At 61.8% G+C, this 24,220-nt stretch carries 23 protein-coding genes; 13 read left to right on the top strand and 10 right to left on the bottom strand.

The window, feature by feature from the left end:
• The first annotated feature begins 220 nt into the window (after nucleotides 1-220).
• The gene (locus L2A60_RS07780) at nucleotides 221-493 is read left to right on the top strand and encodes a hypothetical protein (RefSeq protein ID WP_235703809.1); all 273 of its coding nucleotides are present in this window, start codon (nucleotides 221-223) and stop codon (nucleotides 491-493) included.
• 102 nt (nucleotides 494-595) lie between these two features.
• Here the strand turns inward: L2A60_RS07780 and L2A60_RS07775 are convergent, their stop codons facing one another.
• Nucleotides 596-1,519 carry an EamA family transporter gene (locus L2A60_RS07775; protein ID WP_235703808.1) on the bottom strand — a complete coding sequence of 308 codons (924 nt, stop codon included), beginning with the start codon at nucleotides 1,517-1,519 and terminating at the stop codon, nucleotides 596-598.
• Nucleotides 1,516-2,316 (bottom strand): creatininase family protein, encoded by an 801-nt coding sequence (locus L2A60_RS07770; RefSeq protein WP_235703807.1) that lies wholly within the window; start codon nucleotides 2,314-2,316, stop codon nucleotides 1,516-1,518. The genes L2A60_RS07775 and L2A60_RS07770 overlap by 4 nt, the downstream gene beginning before the upstream one ends.
• Before the next feature lie 78 nt (nucleotides 2,317-2,394).
• Here L2A60_RS07770 and L2A60_RS07765 point away from each other — a divergent pair, with 78 nt between their 5' ends.
• Nucleotides 2,395-3,837, top strand: coding sequence for a mannose-1-phosphate guanylyltransferase/mannose-6-phosphate isomerase (locus L2A60_RS07765; protein WP_235703806.1), 1,443 nt, complete (start codon nucleotides 2,395-2,397; stop codon nucleotides 3,835-3,837).
• Here L2A60_RS07765 and L2A60_RS07760 read toward each other — a convergent pair.
• Both L2A60_RS07760 and L2A60_RS07755 read right to left on the bottom strand, forming a co-directional pair.
• A complete protein-coding gene (locus L2A60_RS07760) occupies nucleotides 3,822-4,832 on the bottom strand; it encodes an LLM class flavin-dependent oxidoreductase (RefSeq protein ID WP_235703805.1) in 1,011 nt (336 codons plus the stop codon). The genes L2A60_RS07765 and L2A60_RS07760 overlap by 16 nt on opposite strands.
• A 54-nt stretch (nucleotides 4,833-4,886) precedes the next feature.
• Nucleotides 4,887-6,116: an NADP-dependent isocitrate dehydrogenase gene (locus L2A60_RS07755; RefSeq protein ID WP_235703804.1), complete on the bottom strand. Its 1,230-nt coding sequence runs from the start codon at nucleotides 6,114-6,116 to the stop codon at nucleotides 4,887-4,889.
• A 116-nt stretch (nucleotides 6,117-6,232) separates the two neighbouring features.
• On the opposite strand from L2A60_RS07755, the gene L2A60_RS07750 reads away from it, so the two are divergent.
• Nucleotides 6,233-6,961: an orotate phosphoribosyltransferase gene (locus tag L2A60_RS07750; protein WP_235703803.1), complete on the top strand. Its 729-nt coding sequence runs from the start codon at nucleotides 6,233-6,235 to the stop codon at nucleotides 6,959-6,961.
• A 435-nt stretch (nucleotides 6,962-7,396) separates the two neighbouring features.
• Nucleotides 7,397-7,768, top strand: a complete 372-nt coding sequence (locus tag L2A60_RS07745) for a hypothetical protein (RefSeq protein ID WP_235703802.1) — start codon at nucleotides 7,397-7,399, stop codon at nucleotides 7,766-7,768.
• A gap of 215 nt (nucleotides 7,769-7,983) precedes the next feature.
• On the opposite strand, the gene L2A60_RS07740 is transcribed toward L2A60_RS07745, so the two are convergent.
• On the bottom strand, nucleotides 7,984-9,267 hold the full coding sequence (locus L2A60_RS07740) for an NAD(P)/FAD-dependent oxidoreductase (RefSeq protein ID WP_235703801.1): 1,284 nt from the start codon (nucleotides 9,265-9,267) through the stop codon (nucleotides 7,984-7,986).
• A 63-nt stretch (nucleotides 9,268-9,330) separates the two neighbouring features.
• A complete protein-coding gene (locus tag L2A60_RS07735) occupies nucleotides 9,331-10,422 on the bottom strand; it encodes an ABC transporter substrate-binding protein (protein ID WP_235703800.1) in 1,092 nt (363 codons plus the stop codon).
• Nucleotides 10,423-10,629: 207 nt separating this feature from the next.
• Here L2A60_RS07735 and L2A60_RS07730 point away from each other — a divergent pair, with 207 nt between their 5' ends.
• Together L2A60_RS07730 and L2A60_RS07725 are read left to right on the top strand one after the other, a co-directional pair.
• Nucleotides 10,630-11,256: a helix-turn-helix domain-containing protein gene (locus L2A60_RS07730; protein ID WP_329603560.1), complete on the top strand. Its 627-nt coding sequence runs from the start codon at nucleotides 10,630-10,632 to the stop codon at nucleotides 11,254-11,256.
• A 260-nt stretch (nucleotides 11,257-11,516) separates the two neighbouring features.
• Nucleotides 11,517-12,158, top strand: a complete 642-nt coding sequence (locus tag L2A60_RS07725; protein WP_235703799.1) for a hypothetical protein — start codon at nucleotides 11,517-11,519, stop codon at nucleotides 12,156-12,158.
• A 71-nt stretch (nucleotides 12,159-12,229) separates the two neighbouring features.
• On the opposite strand, the gene L2A60_RS07720 is transcribed toward L2A60_RS07725, so the two are convergent.
• The 4 genes from L2A60_RS07720 to L2A60_RS07705 are packed head-to-tail and all read right to left on the bottom strand — an operon-like array spanning nucleotide 12,230 to nucleotide 16,433.
• Nucleotides 12,230-12,886: a DUF1345 domain-containing protein gene (locus L2A60_RS07720; RefSeq protein ID WP_235703798.1), complete on the bottom strand. Its 657-nt coding sequence runs from the start codon at nucleotides 12,884-12,886 to the stop codon at nucleotides 12,230-12,232.
• Nucleotides 12,887-12,941: 55 nt separating this feature from the next.
• Nucleotides 12,942-14,588 (bottom strand): FGGY-family carbohydrate kinase, encoded by a 1,647-nt coding sequence (locus tag L2A60_RS07715; RefSeq protein ID WP_235703797.1) that lies wholly within the window; start codon nucleotides 14,586-14,588, stop codon nucleotides 12,942-12,944.
• Between the two features lie 27 nt (nucleotides 14,589-14,615).
• Nucleotides 14,616-15,554 carry a sugar kinase gene (locus L2A60_RS07710; protein WP_235703796.1) on the bottom strand — a complete coding sequence of 313 codons (939 nt, stop codon included), beginning with the start codon at nucleotides 15,552-15,554 and terminating at the stop codon, nucleotides 14,616-14,618.
• Between the two features lie 27 nt (nucleotides 15,555-15,581).
• A complete protein-coding gene (locus L2A60_RS07705) occupies nucleotides 15,582-16,433 on the bottom strand; it encodes a DeoR/GlpR family DNA-binding transcription regulator (RefSeq protein WP_235703795.1) in 852 nt (283 codons plus the stop codon).
• A 424-nt stretch (nucleotides 16,434-16,857) separates the two neighbouring features.
• Here L2A60_RS07705 and L2A60_RS07700 point away from each other — a divergent pair, with 424 nt between their 5' ends.
• The 7 genes from L2A60_RS07700 to zwf are packed head-to-tail and all read left to right on the top strand — an operon-like array spanning nucleotide 16,858 to nucleotide 24,199.
• Entirely contained in the window at nucleotides 16,858-18,165 is a 1,308-nt protein-coding gene (locus tag L2A60_RS07700; protein ID WP_235703794.1) for an ABC transporter substrate-binding protein, read from the top strand.
• A 29-nt stretch (nucleotides 18,166-18,194) separates the two neighbouring features.
• Nucleotides 18,195-19,109: a carbohydrate ABC transporter permease gene (locus tag L2A60_RS07695; protein WP_235703793.1), complete on the top strand. Its 915-nt coding sequence runs from the start codon at nucleotides 18,195-18,197 to the stop codon at nucleotides 19,107-19,109.
• Nucleotides 19,110-19,118: 9 nt separating this feature from the next.
• On the top strand, nucleotides 19,119-19,940 hold the full coding sequence (locus tag L2A60_RS07690; RefSeq protein WP_235703792.1) for a carbohydrate ABC transporter permease: 822 nt from the start codon (nucleotides 19,119-19,121) through the stop codon (nucleotides 19,938-19,940).
• Between the two features lie 9 nt (nucleotides 19,941-19,949).
• Nucleotides 19,950-21,047, top strand: a complete 1,098-nt coding sequence (locus L2A60_RS07685; RefSeq protein WP_235703791.1) for an ABC transporter ATP-binding protein — start codon at nucleotides 19,950-19,952, stop codon at nucleotides 21,045-21,047.
• Between the two features lie 39 nt (nucleotides 21,048-21,086).
• On the top strand, nucleotides 21,087-21,860 hold the full coding sequence (locus tag L2A60_RS07680; RefSeq protein WP_235703790.1) for an SDR family NAD(P)-dependent oxidoreductase: 774 nt from the start codon (nucleotides 21,087-21,089) through the stop codon (nucleotides 21,858-21,860).
• Between the two features lie 10 nt (nucleotides 21,861-21,870).
• Nucleotides 21,871-22,644, top strand: a complete 774-nt coding sequence (locus L2A60_RS07675; RefSeq protein ID WP_235703789.1) for an L-iditol 2-dehydrogenase — start codon at nucleotides 21,871-21,873, stop codon at nucleotides 22,642-22,644.
• A 55-nt stretch (nucleotides 22,645-22,699) separates the two neighbouring features.
• Nucleotides 22,700-24,199, top strand: a complete 1,500-nt coding sequence (gene zwf, locus L2A60_RS07670; protein WP_235703788.1) for a glucose-6-phosphate dehydrogenase — start codon at nucleotides 22,700-22,702, stop codon at nucleotides 24,197-24,199.
• Nucleotides 24,200-24,220: the final 21 nt, after the last annotated feature.

Below are 24,220 nucleotides of genomic sequence, written 5' to 3'. Positions count from 1 at the left end.
AATTGACGAGGTTAGGCGAGGTTGTATACGTTTTCTTAGGTTTTGATGGTTTTTGAGACAACGCCAAAAGCGATCAAGCCTCGGGAGGATTCGATGACGGCGCGGGCCGCAGGTCCGGGGGTCAGATAGAGCCTTTCGCCCGACATTATCGGCAGAACGGCGTCCTCGTCGGCGGAGTTCTGCGCCTTTCAATCGCTTCACAAAAAGGAAACTATCCGCAATGACAACCATTCGTGAACTCACCGCCGCTGAAATCGACGCCGTCTCGGGCGCCGGCCTGTCCTTCAGCCTTGGCGGCAGCCTGAGCGGTCTTGGCGGCCTGCTTTCGGGGGGAGCTGCGGATCTCGAGGGCGTATTCACCTCTCTGACCGGTGACTTTGCCGCATTGTCGGCGGGTGGCGCGGCTATCCTTGGCGGTCTGGTCGGCCAACTGACCGGCGGCCTCGGTGGCCTCAGCGGTCTGACCGGTATTCTCGGCGGTCTCGGTCTCTGATTTGATTCGATAGGGTGGCGGAATCACCGGTTCCGCCACCGCGTCTTTTCAGCGTTCTCGACGGGCGTCCCGTGAAGGATGTCCGGGGCGGTTCTTGACGCCTTAACCAAACCCCGCCGCAGCGATCAGGACGACCCCGAGCGCCACTAGAACCAGCCCTATGGTTTCGCCGGGCCTGGTGCGCTCCTTCAGGTAGAAATGCCCGACGGCGAGGGTGAACAGAATCTCGATCTGGCCGAAGCCGCGCACCAGCGCCACGTCGGTCATCGCGAAGCCGGCGAACCAGCAGCCCGACCCCAGCGCCGACAGCACGCCGACCGGCGCCGCTCTGCGCCAGAGCACGATGCACTGAACGAGTTCGCGGGGGGTGCGCAGGGCCATGAAGGCGCCTTGCGCGACCGTCTGCAACGTATTGGTCAGCATCAGCACCAGCAGGGCCCTGAGCAGCACGGGGGTTGCCGCGGGCAGGGCGAGTGAGGCGTTGCGGAGCAAAATCGCGGTGATCGCGAAGGCGGTGCCGGCGCCGAGTCCACACAGCGCCGCCGGTTGCGTCGAGGCGCGCAGCACCTCGGAAGGAGTCATGCGTTGACCGGCGAGGGATAGCCCGAGTACGCCCGCCACGGCGAGCATGATGCCGAGGATCGCGATCGTCGGAAGGTGCGCGCCCAGCACGACCACCGAGAACAGCACGAGCTGCGCCGCCTCGGTCTTCGCATAGGCGGTGCCGACCACGAAATTGCGATGACCGAACGCCATGATGAGCAGGTTGGTGCCGAAAATCTGCGCGATCCCGCCGATCAGGCAGAACAGGACGAATGTGCTCCCGAAGACGGGCAAGCCGCGATCCAGTATTGCAAGGGCGCCGCACAGGAGCACAAGATCGACCGGCAGCGCATAGAGATAGCGCACGAAGCCGGCGCCGCCCGGTGTCAGCGCGCCGCGCAGCCGCGCCTGCAACGCGGTGCGCCAGACCTGGAAAATTGCGGCAGCGATGGTGACCGGAATCCAGCCGGCGACGAGGCTCATGACTGGGAAGCGACATGCGCGCAGAGCCGCGCCGCGATGGCGACCAGCTCATCGGTCACCGCTTCGCCCAGCGCCGCGTCGGCCTGGGTCGCATCGGCGGCGGCGGAACTGGGGGCGATTTCGGGATATTCGACCGGAGCGTCGATCTCCACGCCGCCGAAACTCAGTGCGCCGAATCCCGCGACATCGAGACCGATGACGCGTCCCGCGGCGGCGGGCGGGGTTGCGAGATCGGGTCGCGCCGCCCGCGGGCGCAAAGCGAGGGTGATCGAGGCAAGCGGTTCGCCGCCATGGCCGAAGCGCGCCGGAGCGGGGCCGATCCTGCGCTCCATCAGCCGGCGTGCGATCTTCCAGAGATAGACCGACGGAATCAGCCGCCCCTCGGCGCGGCGGATCGCGAGCGTCGCCTCGTGAATGACCGGTGCGTTGCCGCCATGACCGTTGAGAATCACGACGCGCTCCAGCCCGTTGCGTGCCAGCTCGGCTAGAACATCGGACAGCACGGCGCGGAACGTTGCCGGCGCCAACGCAAGACCGCCGGGAACGGCGCCGAAATGGTCGGCGGCGCCGAAGGGCAGGGTTGGGGCGGCGAGGGTGAGGGTTCCGGCGCCAGTGGCGGCGTGGGCGATGCGCGCGGCGATGATGTCTGTCAGCCGGAAATCGCCCATCGGCGCGTGCGCGCCCTGATCCTCCTGACTCCCCAGCGGCAGCAGGATGACCGGCCGGCGCGGCAGCAGAGCGCGCAGTTCGGCACTGGTGAGATCCTCGAGCCGTATCTTGTCGATCGAATCGGTCATGTCCTGCCTTTTCCGCATCATGCTGGACGCATAACGCATCCGCTGGCAATGAAGCGGCGACGTGAATTGGGGGACCGCATGGCTGATGGGACTGGAGCGCGGAACGAGACGATCGTTCCGGTGATTCTTTCGGGAGGCACCGGCACCCGGCTCTGGCCGGTCTCGCGCAAGGCTTATCCGAAGCAGTTCTGGCCGCTGATCTCGGGGCGTACCATGCTGCAGGAAACCGCGGCGCGGGCCGCGGGCAACGGGTTCGCGCCGCCCATCGTGGTCGCCAACGAGGAGCACCGCTTCATCGTCGCCGAGCAGTTGCGCGAAGCCGACGCCGAGGGGGCGCGCATCATGCTGGAACCGGAGGGCCGCAACAGCGCGCCGGCGATCACCGCCGCCGCGCTTCTGATCGCCGAAACCGACCCGGACGCGGTGCTCTGGATCATGGCCGCCGATGCGTCGATCGCCGATACGGCCGCGCTGCTATCGGCGCTCGGCATCGCCGTGCGCGCCGCGCGCGAGGGCTTCATCGTCACGTTCGGAATGCGGCCCACCGCGGCAGAGACCGGCTATGGCTATATCGAGCGCGGTCCGGCGCTGGACGGTCATGACGGCGCCTTCCGCATCGCGCGCTTTATCGAAAAACCCGAGGCCGCGACCGCCACCGCCTTGATCGCCGACGGGCGGCATTTCTGGAACTCGGGCATGTTCGTCGCGACCGCGCGCACGTTGCTCGCCGAAATGGAGCGCCTCGCACCGGATGTCGCCCGCGCGTCGCGCGTCGCCTTCGATGCGCGCCAGCTCGATCTCGATTTCATCCGGCTCGGCGCCGAGGGTTTCCGCTCCTCGCCCGATATCAGCATCGACTACGCGATCGCCGAGAGGACCGATCGCGCCGCCGTGGTGCCGGCGGCGATCGGCTGGTCGGATGTCGGCTCCTGGTCGGCGATCTGGGAGGTCGCGGCGAAAGACGCTTCGGGCAATGCCGCGATGGGCGAAGCACTGATCGAGGATTCGGCGCGCTGCTACGTGCGCAGCGAAGGTGCGGTGACCGCCGTGCTGGGGCTGGAGGACGTGGTGGTGATCACCACGCCGGACGCCGTTCTGGTAACCCACCGGGACAAGACCCAGAACGTCAAATCCGTGGTCGACCGGCTCAAACGCGACAAGCGCCCCGAAGCCGAGGCGCATAACCGGGTCTATCGCCCCTGGGGATTCTACGAAAGCCTGATTCAGGGCGACCGGTTCCAGGTCAAGCGGATCGTGGTCATGCCCGGCGCCAAGCTCAGCCTGCAGAAGCATTTCCATCGCGCCGAGCACTGGGTGGTGGTGGCGGGTTCGGCGCTGGTCACTCGCGATGCCGAAACCCATCTCGTGCGCGAGAACGAGAGCCTCTACCTGCCGCTCGGCTGCGTTCACCGGCTCGACAATCCGGGCCGCATTCCGCTCACGCTGATCGAGGTGCAGTCCGGCGCCTATCTCGGCGAGGACGATATCGTGCGCTACGAGGATACCTACGGGCGGAGCTGAACGGCCGATGCGTCGCGCGCCGCCGCGACGATCTCGAAGCTGCGCACCCGTGCGGCATGATCGTGGATCTGGGCGGTAATCATCAATTCGTCCGGGCGGTATTCCGCGATGAAGGCAGCGAGCCCGGCGTGGACCGTCTCCGGCGATCCGACGATCGAATGCATGAGCGCGTGCTCGACCTGGGCTTTTTCCAGCGGCGACCAGAGTTCCTCCATGGCATGAGGCGCGGGCAATTTGCCGGGCCGGCCGCGCCGGAGATTGATGAAGGCCTGCTGCAGCGAGGTGAACAGATGCGCGGCGAGCGCGTCGGTTTCGGCGGCGAAGATATTGACCCCGAGCATCGCATAGGGCCTGGCACGCTGCGCCGAGGGCTGGAATCGCGTGCGGTAGAGTTGCAAGGCGCGGCTCAGCAGGTCGGGTGCGAAATGCGAGGCGAAGGCAAACGGCAGGCCGAGTTCGGCCGCGAGTTCCGCGCCGTAGGTGCTCGACCCGAGCAGCCAGATCGGCATGTCGAGCCCGGCGCCGGGAACCGCGCGGACCGGCTGATCGGGCGGCGCGGGCTGAAAATAGGATTGCAGTTCAAGGACATCCTCGGCAAAACGGGCTTCGCTGCCCGCGAGGTCGCGGCGCAGTGCGCGGGCAGTGCGCTGATCGGTGCCCGGCGCGCGACCCAGCCCAAGATCGATCCGGCCGGGATAGAGCGAGGCGAGGGTACCGAATTGCTCGGCGACGATCAGCGGCGCGTGATTGGGCAGCATGATTCCGCCCGAGCCGACGCGGATGCTGCTTGTAGCGCCGGCGACATGGCCGACCACCACCGCCGTCGCGGCACTGGCGATGCCCGGCATGTTGTGGTGCTCGGCCAGCCAGTAGCGGTTGAACCCGAGACGTTCCGCATGGCGCGCGAGATCGGCGGTGTTGCGCAAGGCATCGGCGGGCGTCGCGCCCTCGGGAACCGGCGCGAGATCGAGAACGGAAAACGGGATGGTGCTCATTATCGATAAATAGAAGAGCACCCCCCGTTTGTCAGGGCCGTATCGGCATGGTCGTCATGCCGCCTTGCGGCGACCCATGGCGGATTGCAGGTTCTCGTCGAGCTTGGCGAGGAAATCCTGCGTGGTCATCCAGGGCTGATCCTTGGAAATCAGGATGGCGAGATCCTTGGTCATGTGGCCGGATTCGACGGTTTCGACGCAGACGCGTTCCAGGGTTTCGGCGAATTCCGTGACCTCGGGCGTCCCGTCGAACTTGCCGCGATAGGCAAGGCCGCGGGTCCAGGCGAAAATGCTGGCGATCGGGTTGGTCGAGGTCGGCTTGCCCTTCTGGTGCTCGCGATAATGCCGCGTCACCGTGCCGTGCGCCGCCTCGCTCTCCACCGTTTTGCCGTCCGGGCTCATCAGCACCGAGGTCATCAGCCCGAGGCTGCCGAAACCCTGGGCGACGATGTCGCTTTCCACGTCGCCGTCATAGTTCTTGCACGCCCAGAGATAGCCGCCATTCCATTTGAGCGCCGAGGCCACCATGTCGTCGATCAGCCGATGCTCGTAGGTCAGGCCGTGCCTGTCGAATTCGGCCTTGAATTCAGCGTCGAAAATCTCCTGGAACACGTCCTTGAACATGCCGTCATAGGCTTTCAGGATGGTGTTCTTGGTCGAAAGATAGACCGGATAGTTGCGCAGCAGGCCGTAATTGAAGCTGGCGCGGGCGAAACCTTCGATCGAGGCGCGGGTATTGTGCATCCCCAGCGCCACGCCGGGCCCCTTGAAGTCATGCACGTCGAGGATCATCGGCTTGCTGCCATCGGCGGGGATGTAGGAAAGCTGCACCTTGCCGGGGCCGGGGATTTTCGTCTCCGCCGCGCGGTAGATGTCGCCATAGGCGTGACGGCCGATCACGATCGGCTCGGACCAGTGCGGCACCAGACGGGGGACGTTGCGGCAGATGATCGGCTCGCGGAAGATCGTGCCGTCGAGAATGTTGCGGATGGTGCCGTTCGGGCTGCGCCACATCTGCTTGAGGTTGAATTCCTTCACTCGCGCTTCGTCCGGGGTGATCGTCGCGCATTTCACCGCGACGCCGTATTCCCTGGTCGCCAGGGCCGAATCCACAGTTACCTTGTCGTCGGTGGCGTCCCGGTGCTCGATGCCGAGGTCGAAATATTTCAGGTCGATGTCGAGATAGGGCAGAATCAGCTTGTCCTTGATGAAGCCCCAGATGATCCGTGTCATCTCGTCGCCATCCATCTCGACGATGGGGTTCCTGACCTTGATTTTCGCCACGATTTTGCTCCTCCGCGCTCGGTTCCGGGGATGTCTATCACCTCGGCGCCGCGCGGCAAGACGGTGGACGGCAGGGCAGGGGTGATCTAGGACCGCGCAGAGCACGGAGGGCTGAGATGGCGGCGGGCATGGGACACGCGAGCGATTGGGACCGGGATGCGGCGCTGACGGCGGCGCGGATTCTGCTGGAAATCAAGGCGGTCAATTTCCGCCCCGACGAACCTTATACCTTCACCTCGGGCTGGAAGGCGCCGGTCTATATCGATTGCCGCAAGATCATCTATTTTCCGCGCGCGCGGGCGAAAATCTGCGAGCTGGGGGTGGAAAAGCTCACCCGGCATATCGGGTTCGAGACGATCGAGGCGGTGGCCGGCGGCGAGACGGCGGGGATTCCCTACGCTGCCTGGATCGCCGACCGGCTGTCGCTGCCGATGGCCTATGTCCGCAAGAAACCCAAGGGTTTCGGCCGCAACGCGCTGATCGAGGGCGACGTGCCGGAAGGCAAGCGCACGCTGCTGGTCGAGGATCTGACCACCGATGGCGGCTCGAAAATCCAGTTTGCCACCGCACTGCGCGACGCCGGGGCGATCTGCGATCACGTCTTCGTGGTGTTCTATTACGGGGTGTTTCCGGGCAGCCTGTCCAAGCTCGCCGAGATGGGGATTTCCCTGCACCATCTCTGCACCTGGTGGGATGTGCTGGAAGCCTGCCGGGGCGGAAATTATTTCCCTGAAGCGACACTTGCCGGGGTGCGCAAGTTCCTGGAAGACCCGGTCGCTTGGTCGGCGGCGCATGGCGGAGTTTCCAGCGCCGAGGAAGCGGCGGCGCATAAGGCGGGAAAATAAAGGCACCGCCCCATCCCGTCATTGCGACGCCGAGCCTGCGAGGCGGAAGCAATCCATCGCGCCGCAAGCCGCCATCCTCCTGTCAGTGTCCCGGTTCGGGGCAAACATCGGAACCGTCATCGCGAGCGGAGCGACGCAATCCATCGCGCCGCAAGCCGCCATCCTCCTGTCAGTGTCCCGGTTTGGGGCAAACATCGGAACCGTCATCGCGAGCGGAGCGACGCAATCCATCGCGCCGCAAGCCGCCATCCTCCTGTCAGTGTCCCGGTTCGAGACAAACATCGGAACCGTCATTGCGAGCGGAGCGAAGCAATCCATCGTGCCGCAAGCCGCCATCCTCCTGCACCGCAATAGATTTCCATTCAAGCAAAGGAACGGATATGGTAACGTCCAGCGGGCAAGAAAATCATGCCTTTCTGTCGAGGAACCATCCCAATGCCGCCAGGACGAATTTCACGGCTCGAACTCGAGGCTGACAATTTTCACGAAGGCGCGGGAGGCCAGTGGTACCGGGATCATAATTATGGAAATCGGGATGTCGGCGATAACCACACCCATTTGATCGGAGTTATGCGGACTTTCGGTTACGACCCGGTCACCAATCCCCGTCCGCCGGAGATTCTTGTCGTGGATCGGATTGAATTTAAAATACGTCTCGCCGGCCGCAATGTTTGCAGGGTATGGCTCATCAAAACGACGGAAGGTGATTTTCTGATGCCTGTTCTTCCCAGGGGCATCAATACCGAAGAAGCGAGGATCGCCCGCCGCCTCTTCGACGCTCTTCCGAGTTCGCTGAGCGCAGAGTGATCATTGCGACAGGGGCATCATGACAAATCCCGCCTCTGATTTTACGGGTATCATGAACCGGCGGCGGGTATCTCTGCCAGGCTGTCGCCGCGCGCGCCGCATCGGCGCGGTTCCGCAATAAGTGGGCCGGAGCCTCGCCTGACTGAGAAGGCGCCGCCCACGGCTTCGCTCCACTTGACACGAAATTCACAAAAACGCACCAGCCGGTGACCAAGTTATCCAGATAGTCGGGTCCTCATCCGACCATATGCTATCCGGGCCGCCACGCCCACTCTCCAAAACCGTCGCAATGGAACCGGCGCGATGGGACTGATGGGCAGCTCCAATTCATCGTCCTTTGCACCGAGGGCTCTACGAGCGAGGAGCTCCCCTACAAGCGTCGCCATCGCGACGCCGCGGCCATTGTATCCAACTCCCACCAGCATACCGGGTGCCGGCTCATGCACATGCGGGTAATGATCCAAAGTGATCGCGACACGGCCATTCCAACCGTGGGTCCATTCAATTCCGTTGAGAAAGGGCCATAGCCGTGACGCATAGCGCTTCAAATGGAGAAAACTATTGAGCCCCTGTTTCGATCGGAGAACGCTCCGCCCTCCGATCAGTAGACGATTTCCTTCATCCACTCGAAAGTAGGTTGGAAGCGGGCCAAGCTCATAGACGACTTGTCGACCCGGCAAGATGGTAGTTGCGAGCGCGTCAGGTAAAGGCTCCGTCGCGATGATCGCACTATAGACAGGTACGAGGCTATTCTTAACCGCTGCGGCAACCTCATCCGTATATCCGTTAGTACCGAGAACCACCTGCTCGGCGTCTACGCTCCCCCGAACCGTCGTAAGAGTCCAATGGGCTCCGTCTCTTCGGACTCGTAACACCCGGCTCGCGCCGTAGATCTCCGCGCCGGCTCTCCGAGCGGCGGCTGCCAGACCTCGCGCATACCCCAGTGGGTTCAGCGATCCACCGCGGCGATCCAGCATGCCGACCAAATAGCGCGACGAGCCAGTTCGGGATTGCATCGCATGTGACGATAGAAGCTCTACAGGCATGCCATGGCGCACGTATTGAGCGATACTCTGCATGATCCGCCTTTCATCAGTCGTCGTGTATGCGGCGCGAATGGTTCCATCCTGCCTCGCTTCACATTCCATCCCGTGCTGGCGCACCAATTCAAACACTCGGCTGGGGCCGTTCCAAGCCCAGTCGATCATCCTGTTTCCTCTCTCGTTTCCGAACCGTCGCACGATCTCGTCCGGATCCGCTTTGAGGCCGGGATTTACTTGTCCCCCGTTTCGTCCTGAAGCTCCCCAACCAACGTCGTTGGCCTCAAGAACGACAACCCGCACGCCACGTTCTGCCAAACATAGAGCCGCTGAGAGGCCTGTATAGCCGCCGCCAATGATCGCGACGGATGTTCGAATGTGACCGGCAAGGCTCGGCGCAACAACGCCGGACTTCGCGGTTTCCACATAAAGGCTGGCCGGAAACGACTGTCGATCCATCGTCAGTTCTTCACGCGTGAATCCTGGCCGTGCTCGCCGTCATAAGACCTACGACATATCCGGTCAGTGCTCGCGAACTGCCGACCAGATAGCGTAAAATACCTGCACCTTGTTCTTTGGAAGAGGATTCAAGAAATACAATCTTCTCATCTCATCTTTGCCTGGCGACACCAATGGCGCACTCAGGGCCTTATCAAGATATGGCATCGCTTTCGCGTTGGGGCTCGAGTAGTTGTTGAAGTTCGACAGCTCGGCTCCGGCTTTAGCGGAAAGAATATAGTTTATGAACTCGTACGCTAGTGCCGGGTCAGGCGCATGTGCGGGAATGGCCATCGTATCGACCCACATCAGAGTGCCTTCCTTGGGCACGATGTACCTCGTATCCGGGCAATGCCCCATTTGCCCCGCGTGACAAGTAGCAATGTCGCCGTTCCAGCTCATTCCGGCGTCGATGATACCAACTTCTATATCATGAACCTCGACTTCGCCGCCAACGAAGCCGATGAAATTCGGCCGCTTCGTTGTCTTCTCGATTAAGCGCGCCGCCTTCAACCATTGACTCTTCTTGCTACACTGAATACCGAAACCGAGGTATGCACATGCCGCGCCTATGGTCTCACGCCCCTTGCCACCTATGAGCGCAAACGGATAATGCGGATTTTCTTTCGGATCAAACAGTAACGCCCAGCTATTCGGCGCGCTATTGAATTTTTTTGTATTATAGATTACACCCGTCGTACCCCATTGGTATGGAATCGAATAGGCGTCATGTGGATCATAACTTGGATTCTGAAATTTTGGCAGAAGATTTTTGAAATTCGATAGGCGTGCATGGTCTAGTTTTTGAATTAATCCTTCGTCAGCAAGCTGGGAAATATAAAAGCTGGTCGGAACAACAACATCGTATTGCGCATCGCCCCCAGCATTGAGTTTGGCGACAAGTTGTGCGTTGGAATTATAATAACTCTGAATCACCTTGCAACCGCATTTTGCTTCAAATTTCTTGATAACTCCATTACCGATATAATGCGCCCAGTTAAAAAGGTAGAGGGTTTTGGTTGACGCCCAAGTTGGTGTCGTGGACAATCCCCAGAGGATAAATAATGAAAGCAGAATTCTGCCAAACTTTACAGGAATGGCATGAGACTTCAGCATCTTGGCCTCCTCATCTATTGTTATCAGAAAAACAGCGCAACAGAAAATCCAATGGGACCCTCGGCACAACGCTTAGACGGGGCGGGGCGCCCGATACGGGTTCAGTTTCGGCCATACTTAAGGCAAGCTATAATCTGGAGCATTTTAATGTCAATAAAAATGTAAAAATCTTGCAATTTTTATAGCTATAACGGAAAAGGAACCCAGATGGACGAATATGACCGAGCTGGCGCACTAAAGCGCAGAAGGAGGGTCAAGGGTGAGGCCGAGTCTACTCAGATGAAGGTCGGAGCACGGTTGCGTATCTCTCGCAGAAGACGGAATTGGACTCTGCAGGAGTTAGCTAGGCTCAGCGGGGTCTCGGTAAGCATGCTGAGTCAGATCGAGTGCGGCGTCTCAACACCTTCGATTAAAACGTTGCAGCGTTTATCAGATGTCTTCGGCGTGCCTATGAGCTGGTTCTTCAGTGAACCCAGCGCCATGGCACATGAGCCGCGCTGGATCGTTCGGCAAGAGCAGCGGCGAGTGCTTAAACTGACGACAAATGGTGTCACGAAGCAGCTATTATCCGCGGAGGCCGGAGACGGTAAGATCCAGCTTATGTTGGTTCACATTGAGCCGAATGGCTCCTCGGGCGACACCGCGTACACCCATGCGGGTTACGACGCGGGCACGGTCCTGGAAGGGTCTCTGCGCCTCGAAGTCGATGGTCAGGCCGGCGTTCTCTGCGCTGGTGATTCGTTTGAGTTTTCGAGCGCTCTACCACATCGGTTCGAAAATGCAGGTTCGACCCGATGCGTCGTTCTCTGGGCCGTTGCCCCCGCCTTTTACTGACGTGTAGCCAATTCTGACAATGCCTTGCGCACTATCAACAGATATGAACCGTCAAAGGATCGGCGACGCGCTGGATGGAACTTGCTGCGAACCGGGAGTTCCGACGCCGTCGACGTAAGGGTTTGTCCCCCACCACCCGATCATGGACGAGATTGATTCTGCGATATGGAGCGCGGGACGAAACGGTCTGTCGAACCAGCCCTGTCCACCCCGCACAATCCCCTTGCCCACCCCCCGCCATTTATGTTCTTGTTTCGTTCGTGAACCTGAACACCCCCTCGGCCCGCTTCGCCGGCATCATCGAGTATCTCTGCCAGGCCGTCGCCGCCCGCGGCGTCAAGGGTGCGTTCGCATCGCCGCTGCTGACCCTCCTGCTCTGGAACCGCCTGCGCTTCATCGCCGCCCGCTTCAAGGCCATCGCCAGCGCGCCCCGCTACGCGACCCCGCCCCGGCGCCGCGCGCGGACACGCCCTCCGGCACCGCCGCGCGAACCCGAACCTGCACCCGCACCGTCCGAGCCCGCATCGCCGGAACCCGAAGCGCTCCGCCTGCCGCGCCGCTTCGGCTGGCTTCTCGCTCCGTTGCCGGAATCCAGGACGGCCGCCTCGCAGCTTCGCTTTTTCCTCGGCGATCCCAGGGTCGCCGCCATGATCGCGGACGACCCGCGCTTCGGCCGCCTGCTCCGTCCCCTGTGCCACAGCCTCGGCATCAGGCCGCCGCCCTGCCTCTGCATCGCAAGATCGCCAAACCCGTCCGAACCCGCGGCACCCGAGCCGCGGACAAACACCGCCCCCGAAACACCATCGATGCGGCACATCCCGTTCCATGTTCAGGTGCCGCCCCAGCCCGGCCGCGCCATCCAGCCCGTCCTTTGCCGCGCCATCGCGCGCGCGCCGCCCTGACCGCGCACCGGCTCATCCGCCCGCCCAACCTTGCCCGATCAGCGATCGGGCAGGGCGATCGGCGTTGCGGCTCAGAAAATCCCGGCGGCGATGTTGATGGTCAGCGCCAGCACCACTGTATTGAACATGTAGCCGATCAAGCCTTGCAGCGTGGCGAGGCGGCGCATTTTCCGTCCGGTGACGTTCACGTCCGATACCTGGAACGTCATGCCGAGCACGAAGGAAAAATAGATGAAATCGAGGTAGTCGGGCGAATCCTCGCCGGGGAATTCCAGGCCGCCCTCGGGGCCGGCGCTCGTGATGGCATAGTATTCATGCGCGTAACGATACGCGAAGGTCACTTGGGTCATCAGCCACGATGCTGTCAGGGTAAGTGCCACAAGCGCGATATATTCGCTATGAGCGGCCTTCAGATGCGCGAGGCCGGAAAAAATCACGATGGCGGTGAAACTCATCACGGCGCCGATCAGCGTCAGGGCGAACAGCGACCATTCACCTTCCTCCTGACGGGCGGCATCGGCAGCGATGCGCTTATGGTCGGCGTGCGCGAAATGGATGGCCGCGAGAATCAGGAATGCGGCGACGAACACGTCCCATGAGATCACGCCGCGCGTGGTCAATGGGAGGGTGTGCGGCAGGAACGGAAACGCGATCAACCCACAGACAAGGCCGGTGAACAGGCGCGGGCGACCGAGAATGATGCGGATGGGCAGGATCGGATTGGACATTTAGCCTTAATAAACGACCGTCCCGTAATAGCCAGAATCCCGATGGCTCAATCCATCAATAGCCGGCCATAAGGGTGCGATAGGCAAGCTGGTCGGCGTGCATGCGCTGGAACACCGCATATTTCCGGGCGTGATACCCGGCGGCGGCTTGGTTTGGGGCGATGACCTGTCCGGCGCGGCTCATTGCCGCCATCGCCGCGCGAATATCGGAATAGGCTTTGCCGGCGACCGCGCCGAGGATGGCCGCACCCAGGAGAACCGCTTCCGGTTCGGTGGGCAGTGCCACGCGGCAGCCCGTGGCGTCGGCGTGCTCGCGCAGAAATACCGGGTTCTTGGTGCCCCCGCCGGTCGCGAAAATCGTGTCGATCGCGTAGCCGTTTGCGTTCATCGTTTCGATGATGTGGCGCGTGCCATAGGCGATCGCCTGGATGGTCGCGAGATAGAGGCGCGCGCAATCCTCCGGCGTGGCGGAAAGCGACAGGCCGGAGACCATGCCACGCAGGGTCGCATCCGCGTGCGGCGAGCGGTTGCCGTGGAAATCGGGGAAAACATGGAGCCCTTCGGTGAGTAATGCGGGCAACGGCGCTCGCACCGCCATATCGTCCAGGATGCCGTTCAGAAGCTGATAGATGGTGATGCCCTGGACTTGCGCCCGTTCGGCCAGCGCGGGATAGGCGGCATGACCGGTCACGATGTGGTCGATCAGCGCGCCGGTCGCCGACTGGCCGCCCTCGTTCAGCCAGAAATCGGGAACCATCGCCGAGAAATACGGCCCCCACACGCCTGGAGCGAAATTCGGGGTGCGCGAAACCGCCATGTGGCACGAGGAGGTGCCGCCGATCAGCGCCAGACGGCGGGCGAATGCCGCATCGTCCGGCGGCGTGCCGTCGAGAGCGGCGCCGATCACGCCCAGACCGCCGGCATGGGCGTCGATCGCCGAGGTGCCGACTGGGATGCCGGCATCGAGCCCGAACGCGGCGGCGGCCTCCACCGACAGCCCTGGTCCCGCGGGCGCGCCCATCGGCAGGATGGCGGTGCCGATGCGCGCGAAGTTCTCGTCGGCGAGATCGCCAAGGCCGATCGCGCGGAAATAGGTCTCGTCCCAGCGATTCTCGTGGCTGAGATAGGTCCATTTGCACACGGTGGAGCAGAGCGAACGCGATGGCGCTCCCGTCGCACGCCAGGTGAGATAGTCGGGCAGGTCGAAAAAATGTGCTGCCTTCCGCCAGATTTCCGGCAAGTTCTGTTTGAGCCAGAGCAGTTTCGGCGTCTGCATCTCCAGCGAGATGCGGCCGCCGACATAACGCAGCACCGCGTGATCGCCCGCGTTGATCCGTTCGGCCTGCCCGTGCGCGCGATGGTCGGCCCACAGAATGACATCTTGCTCCGCCGCGCCGGCGGGATCGACGCTGAGCGGCGCGCCGCCGCGATCGAGCACGACAAGCGAACAGGTCGCATCGAAGCCAATGCCGCGTACACGCAGGTTTCTGCCGGCCTCGGCGCGTGCCGCGTGCACGGAATCGCCAACGGCGGCCCAGATATCGGTGCTGGATTGCTGGATGAAATCGGCGCGCGGCCACCACTGGCGGATCGGGCGCACCGCCTGGGCAAGCATGGCGCCATCCAGCGTGAACACGCCGGCGCGCGCGCTGCCGGTGCCGACATCGATGCCGATCGCCACATCCGTTTTTGAATCACTCATGATGCGCTCTCTCGAAATAACGAAATGTTATGGCAGATCGCTTCGCGCGATGAGCGCATCTAGGGCTGCAAAACCCCCGATCCCTTCCATCCCGCCTTTGCGGCTGACCGCGAGCGCACCGGCGGCATTGGCGTAGGTGACGCAGCGCCGCATATCCATACCCTTGAGCAGACAGGTGACGAAGGCCGCGCTGAAACAATCACCCGCGCCGGTCGGGTCGGCTTCCTCGATCGGAAATGCCGGCACGTCGAAGGCATCGTCGTTGCTGTAGAAACTCGCCCCTTTGCGGTTGCGCTTGATCACGATCATGCGCACGCCGAGGTCGAGCAATTCGTCGATCGCGGCGCGTTCGGATTTCGCGTCGGTCGGCAGCAGGATCTCAGGGCCCGACGGCATGAAGATGTCGGTATAGCCCAGCATGAATTCGAGTCCCGCGCGCATTTCTGGAATCCGCAGCATTTCCTTGCGGATATTGGGGTCGAACGAGATCGTCGCGCCATTCGCCCGGACCAGCTCGAGTGCTTTTTTCATTTCATCGATGATGTGGAACGAGAAGAGCGACGACCCCATGATATGGAAATGCGCACACTCGGCGAGCATGGCGCGTGCCGCGCCGTCGATCGCGATCCGGCCGGCGGCGCTGCGCTTGAGGTTGAACAGGAAGTCGCGGTCGCCATCCTCGCGATAGCGCACAAAGGCGCTCGCGGTGACCTGATCGGGGTCGATGCGCACGGCGCCGACATCCACGTTCTCGCGGCGCAGCCGCTCGACGTTGAGCCAGCCGAAATCGTCGTCGCCGACGCAGGAAATAATGCCGGCGCGGGCGCCGAGCCGTGCCGCCTGAACGATGAAGGTTGCCGGCGCGCCGCCGGGGAACGGACCAAGCAGGCGGCCGGGTTCAAGGAAGCCCTGGCCGCGTTCCTCGGCAAGGATATCGACCAGAATCTCCCCCATGGTGAGGATCATGCCATCCCCACTGTCACGCCGCACCCGTCACGAGGCTTCGCCGGCGGTGCGGGCCGCGCGTTCGGCACTCGGACGGTGGCTGCAGAAATGCGCCTGGGTTCCGCCATCGCTGTCGATCGGCCGGAATCCAGCATCGATCATGATGTCGCGCGCGCGATTGCTGGGGGCCGAGGGCAGGATGATATCGGAAATGCCGGCAAGCGGCAGATGCGCGGCCCTGCGTTCAAGTGACAGTGCCTGGCTGCCGACCAGCACGATACTGCGTGCCGCGCGTCGCAACGCCGCTTCGCCGAGGCGCTCGGCGGATTTCGAGGCCAGCAGAAGCATCGCATCGGCCGAGAGTGCGTCGGCTTCGATGATCGTCCAGCCGAGCGGATAGTGGTCCAGGCCGCGGATCGTCTGTGCGCCTTCGAGCGCGCCAGTCTCGGCGTTGATCTCGCCGCCCAGCAGATGCACCCGCGCATCGAGACAGGCACGTGCCAGCGGAATTGCTGCCACATTGGCGAGCAGCACGGACAATCCGGGAATTTCGGCGAGCCAGGGAATCAGTTGCATCGCCAGATCGCCGGGGCCGATCAGCACGGTCTGATCCGGCTCGATCAGGCTCTGCGCACGTCGCAGCATGGGCACGAGCAGCGCCTTGGTCAGCGGCGCGCTCACCGGGCGATCGCGCGGCGCCGCGGATTTCGTGGCGATCGCCTTGCCGAAGCTGCGCACGATCAGGCCCTGTTCCTCGAGATAGGACAGATCACCGCGGATCGTGACTTCCGAGACCATCAGCGCGGTGCTGAGTTCGTCCACCCGCATCTGGCCATGCTGGCGGATCCAGTCGGCGATTTTCAGCCGGCGCTGGAGCACGGCGCTTTTCGCGCCGATCATCACCTTGCTGCCCTGGCGTTGCGCATCCCCAATCGTTGCCAGCGATCGGACAGAAAGTCCATAAGTTTCGTATCGAAAGCCGAAAACCTGGACAGCGCTGCTGCCTCATGCAAAAATCGAGGAATTTGCCCGGATTTGCGATGTTTTCTACGAAATAATTTTTGCATTGACTTTCTAAACGAAAGAAGTTTACCTGCGTTTCATAAGATGCGGACGAACCGCACGCCGTGGCAGCGAGAGGAGCGTCGTCACAGCGGTGCGTTGGACATTCGCACCCGTACGGGTTTTCTCATTCGATATCGTCACGAATTTTGCGGTTCTCACTTCCGCCGCGCGGTGTCGCGTGCCGGTCTGTCTCCTGGGCACGCCATCGCCGCCGACTTGCATTGAAGCCATCAAGAACGATCGAAAGGGGGATACAGGAATGAAACGATATCAGAATATCATGGGCGGCTTGCTCGGCGTGCTCTGCGCGACCGGCGCGGCTCATGCCGCCACATTGACCATCGCAACGGTGAACAATCCCGACATGCTGCAGATGCAGAAACTGTCGCCGCAATTCACCAAGGAAACCGGGATCAAGCTGCACTGGGTGGTGCTGCCCGAGAATACGCTGCGCCAGCGTGTGACCACGGATATCGCGACCAATTCCGGGAATTTCGACGTGGTGACGGTGGGAACCTACGAAGTGCCGATCTGGGCGAAAAGCCACTGGCTCGACCCGATGACCGGCCTGCCGGCGAGCTACGACGTCAAGGACATATTTCCATCCGTCCGCAAGGGGCTTTCCTACAAGGGCATGCTCTATGCCCTGCCATTCTACGCCGAAAGTTCGGTCACCTATTACCGCACGGACCTGTTCAAGAAAGCCGGCATCACCATGCCGAAGCACCCGACCTATAAGCAAATCGCGGAATACGCGGCGAAAATCAACGATCCCGCCAAAGGCGTCTACGGCATCTGCCTGCGCGGCCTGCCCGGCTGGGGCGAGAACATGGCCTATATCGATACGCTGGTGAATACCTATGGCGGCCGCTGGTTCGACATGAAATGGCAGCCGAAGCTCGATAGCGCCGCGTGGAAGAATGCAGTCACGTTCTACGTCAATCTGGAAAAGAAATACGGGCCGCCGAACGCGACATCGAACGGTTTTACCGAGAATCTGGCGCTGTTCAGCCAGGGCAAATGCGGCATGTGGATCGATTCCACCGTTGCCGCCGGAACGCTGTGGGACCCCAAGACCTCGAAGGTGGCCCACGATGTCGGCATGGTCGATGCGCCGGTCGCGGTGACGCCGAAAGGGGCGCATTGGCTCTGGGCGTGGTCGCTCGCCATTCCGAAATCGACCCGCAAGGAAGCGGATGCCAAGAAGTTCCTGGAATGGGCGACATCGAAGCAGTATCTGGCGCTTGCCGGCAAAACCTTCGGCTGGGTGCAGACGCCGCCGGGCACCAGGATTTCCACTTATGACAATCCGAACTACCTGAAAGCCGCCCCTTTCGCGAAAATGGTGAAGCACGCGATTCTGACCGCCGATCCCAACGACCCCACCTTGAAGAAAGTGCCCTATGTCGGCGTTCAGTTCGTCGCCATCCCGCAATTCGAGGGAATCGGCACCGAGGTTGGCCAGCAGATCGCGGCGGTATTGGCCGGGCAGAAATCCGTTGAAGCGGCACTGAAACAGGCGCAGTCTTCAACTGCGCGGACGATGAAGGAAGCGGGCTACCACTGAGCCGGATCACGGAACGTTCAGGTGGCGGAATGAGCGAAGCGATCACCAAAACCGGCGGGCTGCGGGTGACTGGCCGGTCCCGCGGCTCGCGGCAGGTCAATACCTTGCCCTTGCTGCTGCCGGCGGTGGCTTTGCTGCTGCTCTGGTCGGTTCTGCCGCTGCTGCGCACGCTGTTCTATTCGTTCGAACACTATAACCTGATGTCGCCGCCTGCAGTGCTCAACGGCGGCCTGAACTACCGCTATCTGTTCACCGACGTCTCGACCTGGGTGGCGATCGAGAACAGCGTTATTCTCGTCGTCGGCGTGCTGTTTGCGTCCATCGTATTCGGCACGCTGATCGCCTTGCTTCTCAATAACGATTTTCCTGGTCGGAACGTCGCGCGGCTGATGGCGATCGCACCGTTTTTCGTGATGTCGCCGGTCGCGGCCCTGATCTGGAAGAATCTGCTGCTCGATCCGGTCAGCGGATTGTTCGGTTGGCTGATGATGCTGGTGGGATTGCGCCCGATCGCCTGGTTCAGCACCGATCCGATGACTGCCGTGATCATCATCTATTCCTGGCGGTGGATTCCGTTCGCAACACTGATCCTGCTGACCGCGCTGCAATCCCTCGACACCGACCAGCTCGAAGCGGCCCGGATGGACGGCGCGCACGGTTTCGCGCGGCTGCGCTACATCGTGCTGCCGCATCTCGGACGGCCGATCGCCATCGTCATCATGCTGGAATCGATCTTTCTGTTGTCGGCATTCGCGGTGATCTACACGACGACGAATGGCGGGCCGGGCGATGCGACCACGACGCTCACCTATCTGATCTTCATCAAGGCGTTGAATGATTTCTCCATTGGCAGCGCGTCGGCGGCGGGCGTATTCGCGATCGTGCTTGCAAATATTCTTGCTTTCTTCCTGATTCGCGCCGTTTCGAAAAACCTGCAGCGTTAGGAAGCGGCGATGAAACCATCCATCTCCAGCAGGGTCATTTTCGGCGTGCTAGCCTGGATCGCCGCCTTGGTGATGTTCTTCCCGATTCTCTGGATGCTAATCACCGCCTTCAAGACCGAAGGCCAGGCGATCGCGATCCCGCCTCTGCTAATCTTTCCGCCGACATTCGAGAGCTTCCTCGCGGCGACGAACAATGCCGGCTATATTCTGTTCGCGATCAACAGCGTTGTCGTCAGTATCGGGTCGACGGTTCTCGCCATCGCGATCGCGTTCCCCGCTGCCTATGCGCTTGCGTTTTTTCCGGGAAAACGCACCGAGTTTACCCTGATGTGGATGCTGTCCACCAAGATGCTGCCGGCGGTGGGCGTCCTGATGCCGATCTATCTCGGCCTGAAGGAAGCCGGGCTTCTGGACACGCGGATTGGCCTTGTCGGCATCGACACGCTGATGAACCTGCCAATCGTGGTCTGGATGCTCTATTCGTTCTTCAAGGAAATTCCAGGGGAAATTCTGGAAGCCGCGCGGGTCGACGGGATCGGTCCGCGCAAGCAGATGGTCCATCTGCTGTTGCCGCTGTCGGGGCCCGGCATTGCGTCCACCGCACTGCTCTCGGTCATTCTGTCGTGGAACGAGGCGTTCTGGAGCATCAACGTGACCGCTTCGCGCGCCGGCACGCTCGCCGCCTATATCGCGCGTTTCTCGGCGCCGGAAGGTTTGTTCTGGGCGAAACTGTCCGCGGCCTCGGTGCTTGCGGTGGCGCCGATTCTGGTCTTCGGCAGCCTGACTCAGCGGCGCCTGGTTCGCGGCTTGACGTTCGGCGCGGTGAAATAGGAGAGAATGATGGCAAAGCTCGTTCTCGAAAAAGTCGAGAAGCGGTATGAGGGATTCCATGCGATCAAGGGAGTCGATCTTGCGATCGACGATCGCGAGTTCGTGGTTTTCGTGGGGCCGTCCGGCTGCGGCAAGACGACGCTGCTGCGCATGATCGCGGGGCTTGAGGAAATCACCGGCGGCGATTTCAGTATCGACGGGGTGCGCGCGAACGATATTCCACCCGACAAGCGCGGCCTCGCCATGGTGTTTCAGACCTATGCGCTCTACCCGCACATGACGGTCGCGGAAAACATGGGATTCGCCTTGAAAATGGCGAAAGTCCCCAAGGCCGAGATCGTGGCTAAGGTGTCCCAGGCCGCCGCGATGCTGCAACTCGACAAGGTGCTCGACCGAAGGCCGAAGGCGCTCTCCGGCGGGCAGCGCCAGCGTGTCGCGATCGGCCGGGCGATCGTGCGCAATCCGAAAGGATTTCTGTTCGACGAACCGCTGTCCAATCTCGATGCGGCGCTGCGCGTTCAGATGCGCACCGAACTGGTCAAGCTCAACAAGGAATTGCAGACGACGATGATCTACGTCACCCACGATCAGATCGAGGCGATGACCATGGCCGACCGCATCGTGGTGCTGAACGGCGGGATCGTCGAACAAGTCGGCAGCCCGCTCGAACTTTACAACAATCCGGCCAATCTGTTTGTCGCGGGATTCATCGGCTCGCCCAAAATGAACTTGCTGGACGGCGAGATCGTCGCGCGGGACGATCATGGGGCGCAAGTCGCGCTCGCGGATGCGGGAGTGGTGACGATCGCGGCCGATGGCATCGAAGCGGGGCCGGGAACCCGCGTGACCGTTGGAATGCGGCCCGAGCATACGATGCTCGCGGAATCCGGGCCGATTGGGGGCGTCGCGGATTTCGTCGAACATCTCGGCAACGAAACCCTCGTCTATGTGAAGCGACCGAATGGCGGGATGATGATTGTCAAGGCCGATGAACTGGCTGGCATTCGCATGGGCGATCCGGTGACCATGGCGCCGCGGACCGATCGGGCATCTTTGTTCGGCCCGGACGGCAGGGCGTTGATAAGGCGGACATTTCATCTGCATTGAACCCGTATCCGCGATACCTGACGAACGACAGGAGCAAAAATGTATCTCGAAAAATACGATCTCAAGGGCCGTAATGCGGTGGTGACGGGGGGCGGCCGCGCGATCGGCCTGGCCTGTTCGACAGCTCTGGCCGAAGCTGGCGCGCATGTGATCATCGCCGACCGTGACGCCAATGTCTGCGAGGAAGGCAAGGTGACATTGGCAAAGCTCGGCCATTCGGCGGACAGCGTGGTGCTCGACGTAACCGACAGCGCGGCCGTAAATGCGGCGGCTAGATCGCTTGAAGAAAAATTCGGTGCGATCGACATTCTCGTGAACAATGCCGGCATCGCCCGCTCCGGCACCGCCGCCGAGGATGTGACCGACGAGCATTGGCTCGACGTCGTCAACGTCAATCTCAACGGTGTATTCTACTGCGCCCGCGCCTTCGGCAAGGCGATGCTCGCGCGCAAGCGTGGTGTGGTGGTGAATATCGGCTCGATGTCCGGTTTCATTTCCAACAAGCCGCAGAAGCAGAGCTATTACAACGCTTCCAAGGCAGCCGTGCATCATCTGACCCGCTCGCTCGCCGGCGAATGGGCCGATCGTGGCGTGCGGGTCAATGCCGTCGCCCCCACCTATATCGATACGCCCCTGACGCGGTTCGGTATGGAAGACGAAGAACTCAACCGTATCTGGCTGGATATGACGCCGATGCACCGAGTCGGCCAGACCCATGAAATCGCCTCCGTCGTTCTGTTTCTCGCCTCCGACGCATCGAGCCTGATGACAGGTTCAATCGTGCTCGCCGATGGCGGCTATTGTGTGTGGTGAGGCCCATTCGATGAGCGGAAGATTAACGGGCAAATACGCCACGATCACCGGCGGCGCCGGCGGCATCGGCCGCACCATGGCGGCGGGTTACATTGCCGAAGGTGCGACGGTGTGCATCGCCGACCGCAGCCTTGAAGCGGCGGAAGATGCCGCGCAGGCGCTTGGCCCAAAGGCGCACGCCTGCGCGCTGGATGTCGCGGATATGGGGTCGATTGCCGATTTCGCAGCCTTCACTGCCGATCGCGGCGGTCTGGATATTCTGGTGAACAATGCAGCCGTATTCGATCTCGCGCCGATCGCCGATATCACCGAAGCGAGCTATGACCGTATTTTCGTGATCAACGTGAAGGGCCTGCTGTTCACGCTCCAGGCGATCGCGAAACAGATGATGGCGCGCGGCAAGCGCGGGCGCATCATCAACATGGCCTCGCAGGCGGGGCGTCGGGGCGAGGCGCTGGTTGGTGTTTATTGCGCGAGCAAGGCTGCGGTGATCAGCATCACCCAATCGGCGGGACTCGATCTGATTCGTCACGGCATTCGGGTGAACGGTATCGCCCCCGGCGTGGTCGATACGCCGATGTGGGCCGAGGTCGATGCGCTGTTCGCACGCTACGAGAATTTGCCGGTCGGCGAGAAAAAACGCCTTGTCGGGCTCGCGGTGCCGTATGGGCGGATGGGCAGGCCGGACGATCTGGTGGGGGCGGCGGTGTTCCTCGCCTCCGACGAAGCGGAATATGTCGTGGCACAGACCCTGAATGTCGATGGCGGCAATTGGATGAGTTGAGTTGGCGGGCAGGGCGGCATATATCGGCGTTGTGCAGTGCGAATAGGTTTGACCCATGAATTTTTCCCAGCCGATCATCGAGCCGTTCGACTATGTGGTTTTCGGGGGCACCGGCGATCTTGCCCGCCGCAAGTTGCTGCCGGCGCTCTATCGCCGCGATCTCGACGGGCAGTTGCCGGAAACATCCCGCATCATCGGTTCCGCGCGGGGGGAAATGACGCGCAAGGCGTTTCAAACCCTGGTGCATAAAAGTCTCGAAGAATTCGTCGAAAAAGAAGCGCTGAACCAACAGGCGGTAAAGCGGTTTCTCGACCGGCTGCATTTCATTTCGTGCGATGCCACCGCCGCGCGCGGCTGGGCCGATCTCGGCAAGCTGCTCCACCAGGAACCGCGCAAGATCAGGGTATTCTATCTCGCGACCTCGCCCGAACTTTACGGCGCGATCGCCGACAACATTCACGCCCACAAGCTGCAGACGCCAGAAACCCGGATCGTTCTGGAAAAGCCGATCGGTCACGATCTCGCCTCGGCACAGGACATCAACGACCGGGTGGGTGCGGTGTTCGAAGAGCGCAACATCTTCCGCATCGATCACTATCTCGGCAAGGAGACGGTGCAAAACCTGCTGGTGCTGCGTTTCGCCAACTCGCTGTTCGAGCCGGTCTGGCAGCATAACGCCATCGACCACGTGCAGATCACGGTGTCGGAGACTGTCGGCGTGGAGGAACGCGGCGGGTATTACGACCATACCGGCGCGCTGCGCGACATGATTCAGAATCATCTGATGCAATTATTATGTCTGGTGGCGATGGAGCCACCGGCGACGCTCGACCGCGAAGCGGTGCGCGACGAAAAAATCAAGGTGCTGAAATCGCTCGCGCCGATCACGCAAGACGAGATTTCGACCAAGACTGTGCGCGGCCAGTACCGCGCCGGGGCGATCAAGGGCGGTCCGGTCAAAGCCTATGCCGAGGAAAAGGACATCGCACATGGTTCGATTACCGAGACGTTCGCGGCGTTGAAGGTCGAGGTACGCAACTGGCGCTGGGCCGGCGTGCCGTTCTATCTGCGCAGCGGCAAGCGCCTGCCGGAAAAAGTGTCCGAGATCGTCATTCAGTTCCGCCCTGTACCTTACTGGATTTTTCCGACCGGATCGGACGAGGCCATGCCGAACCGATTGGTGATCAGGGTGCAGCCGAACGAGCATATCCGCCTGCATCTCTGGACTAAGGAGCCGGGACCGGGCGGACTTCGCCTGCGCACCGCGCCGCTGAATTTGAGTTTCGCCGAGACCTTCAAGAATCACCTGCCGGATGCTTATGAAAGACTGCTGATGGACGTGGTGCGTGGCAACGCGACATTGTTCATGCGGCGCGACGAGGTCGAGGCCGCGTGGCAATGGACCGAATCCATTCTTGATGCCTGGAAGAATTCCGGCGAGAGACCCAAGCTTTACACGGCGGGAACCTGGGGGCCGTCCGAGGCGGTTGCGTTGATAGTGCGTGACGGCCGGACATGGTTCGACGAACAGGCCGGAGATGTTCCCGGCACCTAACAGGTGCGATCCGGCGGATCG

It is taken from the genome of Acidiphilium iwatense, from assembly GCF_021556475.1.
Taxonomy (GTDB): Bacteria; Pseudomonadota; Alphaproteobacteria; order Acetobacterales; family Acetobacteraceae; genus Acidiphilium; species Acidiphilium iwatense.
Note: the sequence above shows the minus strand (reverse complement) of the source record. Positions and strands in the feature narration are given on the sequence as shown.